Annotated in this window: 8 protein-coding genes; 5 read left to right on the forward strand and 3 right to left on the reverse strand. The window is 73.4% G+C overall.

Translation table 11 applies throughout. From position 1 onward, the window contains the following. Nucleotides 1-1,417: FAD-binding protein (locus N869_RS11140; protein ID WP_035061606.1), on the forward strand; the 1,417-nt coding region annotated here is incomplete at its 5' end. On the opposite strand, the gene N869_RS11145 is transcribed toward N869_RS11140, so the two are convergent. Continuing rightward, a complete protein-coding gene (locus N869_RS11145) occupies nt 1,365-3,047 on the reverse strand; it encodes an FAD-dependent oxidoreductase (RefSeq protein WP_035061609.1) in 1,683 nt (560 codons plus the stop codon). The genes N869_RS11140 and N869_RS11145 overlap by 53 nt on opposite strands. Nucleotides 3,048-3,144: 97 nt before the next feature. After that, a complete protein-coding gene (locus N869_RS11150) occupies nt 3,145-3,408 on the reverse strand; it encodes a metal-sensitive transcriptional regulator (protein ID WP_035061612.1) in 264 nt (87 codons plus the stop codon). Between the two features lie 100 nt (nt 3,409-3,508). On the opposite strand from N869_RS11150, the gene nadC reads away from it, so the two are divergent. From nadC to N869_RS11170, 4 genes are all read left to right on the forward strand, one after another. Further along, nucleotides 3,509-4,411, forward strand: a complete 903-nt coding sequence (gene nadC / locus N869_RS11155) for a carboxylating nicotinate-nucleotide diphosphorylase (protein WP_035061615.1) — start codon at nt 3,509-3,511, stop codon at nt 4,409-4,411. Beyond that, nucleotides 4,408-5,937 carry a lysine--tRNA ligase gene (gene lysS, locus N869_RS11160; protein ID WP_035061617.1) on the forward strand — a complete coding sequence of 510 codons (1,530 nt, stop codon included), beginning with the start codon at nt 4,408-4,410 and terminating at the stop codon, nt 5,935-5,937. The genes nadC and lysS overlap by 4 nt, the downstream gene beginning before the upstream one ends. 71 nt (nt 5,938-6,008) lie before the next feature. Next, nucleotides 6,009-6,203, forward strand: a complete 195-nt coding sequence (locus N869_RS11165; RefSeq protein WP_035061620.1) for a hypothetical protein — start codon at nt 6,009-6,011, stop codon at nt 6,201-6,203. A gap of 151 nt (nt 6,204-6,354) precedes the next feature. Beyond that, the gene (locus tag N869_RS11170; protein ID WP_035061622.1) at nt 6,355-6,675 is read left to right on the forward strand and encodes a histone-like nucleoid-structuring protein Lsr2; all 321 of its coding nucleotides are present in this window, start codon (nt 6,355-6,357) and stop codon (nt 6,673-6,675) included. Between the two features lie 107 nt (nt 6,676-6,782). Here the strand turns inward: N869_RS11170 and N869_RS11175 are convergent. Beyond that, nucleotides 6,783-7,862, reverse strand: a 1,080-nt coding sequence (locus N869_RS11175; RefSeq protein ID WP_035061625.1) for an FGGY-family carbohydrate kinase, incomplete at its 5' end; no start/stop codon positions are given.

Here is a 7,862-nt window from a genome sequence, read left to right on the forward strand (position 1 = left end):
GCTCGCGGCCGCCGGTGCGGCGTTCGACACGGGCCCGGACGGGGTGCTGTCGCTCACCCGTGAGGGCGGGCACGGTGCGGACCGCATCGCCCACGCCGGCGGGGACGCGACGGGCGCTGAGATCTCGCGGGCCCTGGTCGCCCAGCTGGAGGCCGTGCGCTCGGACCCGGGGATCGAGGTGATCGAGCACGCCCTGGTGCTGGACCTGCTGACGGGCGCGCCCGGGCCGGACGGGTCGTCCGGGCCTGTGTGCGGGGTGACGTTGCACGTCATCGGTGAGGGCACCCGGGACGGGGTGGGGGCCGTCCTGGGCCGGGCGGTGGTGCTGGCCACCGGGGGCATCGGGCAGCTCTTCCAGTCCTCGACCAACCCCGCGCAGGCCACCGGTGACGGGTTGGCGGCGGCGTTGCGGGCCGGGGCCGTGGTGGGTGACGTGGAGTTCGTCCAGTTCCACCCGACGGTCCTGTGGTTGGGTGCCGGCGTCAAGGGTCAGCTCGCGCTGATCTCCGAGGCGGTGCGCGGTGAGGGCGCGATGCTGCTGGACACCGACGGTGTGCGGTTCATGCCGCAGGTGCACCCGCAGGCCGAGCTCGCGCCGCGGGACGTCGTCGCGCACGCGATCGTCCGGCAGATGGCCGCGACGGGATCGGAGCACGTGTACCTGGACGCCCGGCACCTGGGCCCGGACTTCCTGCGGCGCCGGTTCCCCACGATCGGGCGGCGGCTGCTCGACGAGGGCCTGGATCTGGGCACGGACCTGATCCCGGTGGCCCCCGCCCAGCACTACCACTCCGGCGGGGTGGTGACCGACGTGGACGGACGGTCCTCGGTCGAGGGGCTGTACGCGGTCGGCGAGGTCGCGTGCACGGGGGTGCACGGCGCGAACCGGCTGGCGTCCAACTCGTTGCTGGAGGGCCTGGTGTTCGCGGCCCGCGCCGCGGACGACATCGCCGACCGGTTGTCGCGCGGTGCCCTGCCCCGGGTGGAGCCGGTCGAACGTCCTGGTGATCCGGCCCTGGTCGCCGCGACGGTCCGGACCCGCCTGCAGCGCATCGCCCAGCGCGGCCCGGGTGTGATCCGTAGCGCCCAGGGCCTGGCGCACGCCGCGCAGGCCCTGGCCGCGGTGCCGGTCCGGGCCCACGAGGTCCCGGGGGTGGTCGCCGCGCCGCAGACGGCGGAGTGGGAGACCACCAACCTGCACCAGGTCGCGACGTTGCTGACGGCGGTCGCGGCCGAGCGGACCGAGAGCCGGGGTGGGCACTTCCGGGAGGACCACCCCGACCCGGTCGAGGGCTGGCGTGCCAGGGTGGTCGCCCGGTTGGGGGCCGACGGGGTCCTCGAGCTGGCCCGGGCCCCGCTGGACCTCAGTCCGTCCCGCGCTCCAGCACCAGATCGGGTCGGGCCGCGCGCAGGGTGAGCATCCCGCCGGAGAGGTTCGCCGAGTCCAGGCCCGCCTGGTCCAGGGCACGGTGAGCCAGGTAGGAGCGGAACCCGCTGGCGCAGTGCACCCGCACGGGTCGGTCGCCGGCCGTCCGGCGCACCTCGTCGAGGCGGTCGCGCAGCTCGGTGTGGGGGACGTTCAGGGCGCCCGGGAGGTGACCGGAGGCGAACTCCTCGGGTGAGCGGACGTCCAGGACCAGCGCCTCGTCCCGGACGTCGTCGAGCTGGTCGGCGTGCCACAGACGCAGGGTGCCGTCCAGGACGTTCTGGGCCATGAAGCCGGCCATGTTGACCGGGTCCTTGGCCGAGCCGTAGGGCGGGGCGTAGGCGAGCTCGAGCTCGGCGACGTCGTCGACGGTCATCCCGGCGGCGATCGCGGTGGCCAGGACGTCGATGCGCTTGTCGGCGCCGGCGCGAGCCACTGCCTGCGCACCCAGGACGCGGCCGTCGGGCGCGAACGTCATGAGCAGGTGCACCTGCTCGGCCCCGGGGAAGTACCCGGCGTGGTGTCCGGGGTGCAGGTGGACGGCGTGGTGAGGGGTCCCTGCCTGCTCCAGGGTGCGTCGGTTCGCCCCGGTGAGGGCGGCGGTGAGCCCGAACACGCGCACGACGGCGGTGCCGAGCACCCCCCGGGCGGACCGGCCGGGGGTCAGCCGGCCCAGGATCGCGTCCGCGGCCCGCCGGCCCTGACGGTTGGCCGGGCCTGCCAGGGGTACGGGGCCGAGCGCCCCGGTGACGGCGTGGCGGACGGAGGTGGCGTCACCCGCCGCCCAGATGTGCGGGTCGGACGTGCGCTGGGCGTCGTCGACGACGATCGCACCACGGTCGTCGACCTCCAGGCCCGCGGCGCGGGCGAGGGTGGAGTCGGGTCGCACACCGACGGCGAGGACGACCAGGTCGGCGGGCAGGGTCGTGCCGTCCGCGAGCCCGACCTCGACGGCTGCACCGGCACCGGGGGTGGCGGTGACGCGGTCGGCTGCGACGCCGGTGAGGGTGCGCACCCCGTGGGCGGCGAGCTCGGCGTCGACCAGGGCGGCGAGCTCGGCGTCCAGCGGCGGCAGGACGTGCGGCGCGAGCTCGACGACGTCGACCTCCAGGCCCCGCAGGCGCAGCGCCTCGGCGGCCTCCAGCCCGATGAACCCTGCTCCCAGGACCACCGCCCGACGAGCGCCGTCCGAGACCAGGTCCCGCAGGGCGTCGGCGTCGGGGACGGTGCGAAGGGTGCGCACCTGGGGCAGGTCGAGGCCCTCGATCGGGGGGCGCACGGCGGTGGCGCCGGGCGCCAGGACCAGCGCGTCGTAACCCAGGGTGTAGGAGCCCGTGGCGGCCGCGACGGTGACGGTGCGGTCGCCGGGGTCGATCGCGGTCACCTCGTGACCGGTGCGCACGTCCAGGTCCAGGGCTGCGCGCAGGGTCTGGGGGGTGTGCAGGAGCAGCGAGGACCGCTCCTCGATCTCCTCGCCGACGTGGTAGGGCAGGCCGCAGTTCGCGAACGAGACGTGCTCGCCCTTCTCCAGGACGACGATCTCGGCGTCGTGCGCGAGCCTGCGTGCGCGTGCGGCGGCGCTCATCCCGGCCGCGACCCCACCGACGACGACGATCCTCATGTGTGTCTCCTCTGCTCGGGCGTGCACGGTGCAACGGCTGCACCACCCGACCCAACATACCCCAGGGGGTATCTATTCCCTGGGTCGAGGGTCCCGCTCAGGCCAAGGACAGGAACAGCTTCTGCAGGCGCTCGCGGTCGATGCCCGACGCCTCGTCACCCTGGGTGATGCACTGCTCCAGGCCGGTGGCGATGATCGCGAACCCGGCCCGGTCCAGCGCCTTGGACGCCGCGGACAGCTGGGTGACGACGTCGGCGCAGTCCGCCCCCGCCTCGAGCATCTTCAGGACACCCCCGATCTGCCCCTGCGCCCGGCGCAGGCGGTTGATCACCGCGGTCATCTCCTCGGGGTCCAGCTGCATTCGACGTCCTTCCCTCCGTGTGGGCGCACGGCCCACCGCGTGCGGGCCCAGCCTCCCCCCATTTATACGGTACGGGGTATCAGCCGGGTAGTCTGGGCGGGTGGCAGCCCCCGAACGGACCCTCGCCCCCGACGTCCTCGCCGACCTCGTCCGGCGGGCTCTCGACGAGGACCTCGGCCCCGCGCCGGGTCGGGACGTCACCACCCAGGCGACCGTCGCACCCGGCCAGCAAGGTGCCGCCCACCTGGTGGCGCGCCAGCCCGGCGTCGTGGCCGGCCTCGCCGTCGCGCCCGAGGTGCTGGGCCAGGTCGCCACCCGCCTGTCGGTGGCCCGCCCCGCCCTGGACCTCAGGGTGCAGGACGGGGCCACCGTCACCGCCGGCACTGTGATGGCCGTGGTCACCGGGCCCGTCCAGGCGCTCCTCGTCGCCGAGCGCACCCTGCTCAACCTCGTCTCCCGCGCCTCGGGGGTCGCGACCCACACCCACCGGTGGGCCCAGGCGCTCGCTGGCACCGGTGCCACGGTGCTCGACACCCGCAAGACCACTCCCGGCCTGCGTGACCTCGAGAAGTACGCGGTCCGCTGCGGCGGCGGCGAGAACAAGCGCATGGGTCTGCACGACGTGGCCATGGTCAAGGACAACCACGTCGCGGCCGCCGGAGGGGTGGCGCGTGCGGTCCGTGCGGTCCGCGACCGGTTCCCCGACGTCCCGGTCCAGGTCGAGGTCGACACCCTGGACCAGGCCGTGGAGGCCCTGGACGTCGGGGCGCGCTTCCTGCTCCTGGACAACATGCCCACCCCCCTCCTCACCCAGGTGGTGGCGACCGTCCGGGCGCGCGAGCCGCAGACCGGACCCGTCGTCCTGGAGGCCACCGGCAACCTCACCCTGGACCGGGCCCGCGAGGTCGCGGCCACCGGCGTGGACCACCTGTCCGTCGGGGCGCTCACCCACTCCAGCCCCATCATCGACGTCGCGCTGGACCTCGTAGGATCACCGGGGTGACCACCGACCCCCGCACTCCTGCGACCGCCAGCCCCGAGCCTCCCGTCGACGACCTTCCCGAGCAGGTCAGGGTCCGACGCGAGAAGCGCGACCGGATCCTCGCCGAGGGCCGGGAGGCCTACCCCGTCGGTGTCCCGGTCACCCACCCGATCGCCCAGGTCCGCGCCGAGCACGGGCACCTGGAGGCCGGGGTCGAGACGGACCAGGAGGTCGGCGTCGCCGGGCGCGTCGTGTTCCTGCGCAACACCGGGCGCCTGTGCTTCGTCACGCTCCAGGACGGGGCGGGGGAGCGCCTGCAGGTCATGCTCAGCCAGGCCGTGGTGGGTGAGGACTCCCTGACCCGTTTCAAGGCCGACGTCGACCTGGGTGACCACCTGTTCGCCCACGGCCGCGTGGGGTGCTCCAGGCGCGGCGAGCTCAGCGTCTTCGCCGACGACTGGCAGCTCGCGGCCAAGGCGCTGCGCCCCCTGCCGGTGCTGCACAAGGACCTCTCGGAGGAAGCCCGCGTCCGCCGGCGCTACGTGGACCTCATCGTGCGACCGGCGGCCAGGGACGCCGCCCGCATGCGCGCCGCCGTGGTGCGCTCGCTGCGCGACACGCTGCACTCGCGGGACTACATCGAGGTCGAGACCCCGATGCTCCAGACGCAGCCCGGCGGTGCCACGGCGCGGCCCTTCACCACGCACATGAATGCGTTCGACCTCGAGCTCTACCTGCGCATCGCTCCCGAGCTGTTCCTCAAGCGTGCCGTCGTCGGCGGCATCGACAGGGTCTTCGAGATCAACCGGAACTTTCGTAACGAGGGCGCGGACTCCTCGCATTCACCCGAGTTCGCGATGCTCGAGGCGTATGAGGCCTACGGCGACTACGACACGATGGCGCGGCTGACCCAGGACCTGGTCCAAGGTGCCGCCCTCGAGGCGCTCGGCACCACCACATTGGCCCTGGTCGACGGTACCGAGTACGAGATCGGCGGCACCTGGGACACCCTCACCATGTACGGGTCGTTGTCCGAGGCTCTGGGTGAGGAGATCACTCCGCAGACGCCCGTCGAGACGCTCATGCGACTGGTCGAGCGATTCGACGACCAGATCGACCCCAGTCGCCAGAACCACGGAAAGCTCGTCGAACAGCTGTGGGAGCACCACGTCGGTGACCACCTCCACAGGCCCACGTTCGTGCGGGACTTCCCGGTCGAGACCAGCCCGCTCACCCGCGCGCACCGCACGCAGCCGGGCATGGTCGAGAAATGGGACCTGTACGTCCGCGGATTCGAGCTGGCCACCGCCTACTCCGAGCTCGTCGACCCGGTCGTCCAGCGTGAGCGGTTCGAGGCGCAGGCGCGCCTGGCCGCCGCCGGCGACGACGAGGCGATGCGCCTGGACGAGGACTTCCTGGAGGCCATGGAGCACGCCATGCCGCCCGCCGGCGGAATGGGTATGGGTGTGGACAGGCTGCTCATGGCCCTCACCGGGCTCGGAATCCGCGAGACGATCCTCTTCCCGCTGGTGAAGCCGACGCACTGACCGCTCCGGACCTGCTCGCCGGTCTCGGCCGATCTCGGCCGATCTCGCGGTGCACGGCGTAGGATCGGGGCATGGACTGGATCGGTGACGCGCTCTCGGCCCTGGTGCCCTCTGTGGGCGTCGGGCTCATCTTCTGGTTCGTCATGCGCGCGGTCATCCACGCGGACCGGCGTGAACGCGCGGCGATCGCTCAGCTGGAGGCCGAGGAGCAGGCGGCGGCGCAGTCGGAGCAGAATGCACCGCAGGTGGTAGACCACAAGCAGTGACGTGTGCGGTCCGCCGGGTCGGTGTCCGGCAGGTAAATCCGCGCGGCGGATGCTCCGGAGAAGATCATCGTCCACATCCGGCTGCCCGCGTCCTGTCCAAGAGGTGTATTGTTCCTCCGACCGGCAATTTCCTGGCGGAAAGAGGATGGCAATGGCACAGAAGGTTCAGGTCGTCCTGGTCGACGACCTCGACGGGGGCACAGCGGAGGAGACGGTGTCCTTCGCTCTCGACGGGGTCTCCTACGAGATCGACCTCAGCGCCGAGAATGCCACCGCGCTCCGTGAGGCATTCGCCTCGTGGGTGGGCCACGCGCGTCGCGTGGGTGGACGTCAGCGGCGTGGTGCGGCCCGTGGTCGCAGCGCCGGTGGTGACAGCGCCGCGGTGCGTGAATGGGCACGGGCCAACGGCTACACGGTCAGCGACCGTGGGCGAATTCCGGCTGAGGTGAAGGCGGCTTACGACAACCGCTGAGCGCGGTCGTCACGGCGCTCTCGTAGCAGGCCGAACACAGAGAAAGGGCCCGGCAGCCAGGCTGCCGGGCCCTTTCTCGTCCTCAGCGCGTCAGCGCCGTGCGCTGCTCATGCACCGGGGCGCTTCGCAGTGAGCTCCCGGACCGCGGCGTACTGCTCGCGCACGCGCGGCTCGGCGGCGGCGCTGTACACCTCGCTGGTGCTCGCCGCCCACGAGGGTGCCTGGGCGGTGGCGTCCTGCGAGGCAGCCAGCACCCATGCCGCCTGGCGTGCGGCGCCGTCCGCGACGTACTCCCCGGGCTCGGGGACGGTGACGTCCAGGCCGAAGATCGTCGGTGCGATGCGGCGCACCGCCTCGGACTGCGCGCCACCACCGATCAGCTGGACGCGCTCCACCGGCACGCCCTGGGCGCGCATCGCGTCCAGGCCGTCTGCGAGGGCGCACAGCATGCCCTCGACCGCGGCCCGGGCCAGGTGCGCGGGCGTGGTGTTGGTGAGCCGGACGCCGTGCAGGGCGCCGGTCGCGTCGGGGCGGTTGGGGGTGCGCTCGCCCTCCAGGTAGGGGACGAGCACGAGGCCGTCGGCGCCGGCCGGTGCGGCCAGGGCGAGGTCGGACAGCGTCGCGTGGTCCACGCCGAGCAGCCGTGCGGCGGCGTCCAGGACGCGGGCGGCGTTGAGCGTGGCGCACAGCGGCAGGAACTGCCCGGTCGCGTCGGCGAACCCGGTGACCATGCCGGAGGCGTCGGCGATCGGCTGGGCCGAGATCGCCGAGACGACGCCCGAGGTCCCGATCGACAGGGCCACGTCTCCGGTGCTCATGCCGAGCCCCAGGGCGGCGGCCGCGTTGTCACCGGCGCCGGGGCCCACCAGCAGGTCGCCCGAGGTGCGCTGGAGGCGGTGTGCGACGTCGGCGGGGCCCACCACCCGCGGGAGGACCGCGTCGTGCCCCAGGGCCCGCTCGAGCAGGTCGCGGCGGTACTCGCCGGTGAAGGGTGACCAGTAGCCGGTGCCCGACGCGTCGGAACGGTCGGTGGCCAGGGTCGTGAGGTCCGCACCGGGGCCGTGGCCGGCCAGGCGCCACGACAGCCAGTCGTGGGGGAGCGCCACGGCGGCGACGCGCGCGGCGTTCTCGGGCTCGGCGTCCCGCAGCCAGCGCAGCTTGGTGACGGTCAGGGAGGCGACCGGGAC

It is taken from the genome of Cellulomonas bogoriensis 69B4 = DSM 16987 (assembly GCF_000767165.1).
GTDB lineage: Bacteria > Actinomycetota > Actinomycetes > Actinomycetales > Cellulomonadaceae > Actinotalea > Actinotalea bogoriensis.

Coding starts and splice junctions, on each gene's coding strand:
- N869_RS11170 (WP_035061622.1), top strand. CDS start 6,355: ATGGCACAGAAGGTTCAGGTCGTCCTGGTCGACGACCTCGACGGGGGC.
- N869_RS11145 (WP_035061609.1), bottom strand. CDS start 3,047: ATGAGGATCGTCGTCGTCGGTGGGGTCGCGGCCGGGATGAGCGCCGCC.
- N869_RS11150 (WP_035061612.1), bottom strand. CDS start 3,408: ATGCAGCTGGACCCCGAGGAGATGACCGCGGTGATCAACCGCCTGCGC.
- N869_RS11165 (WP_035061620.1), top strand. CDS start 6,009: ATGGACTGGATCGGTGACGCGCTCTCGGCCCTGGTGCCCTCTGTGGGC.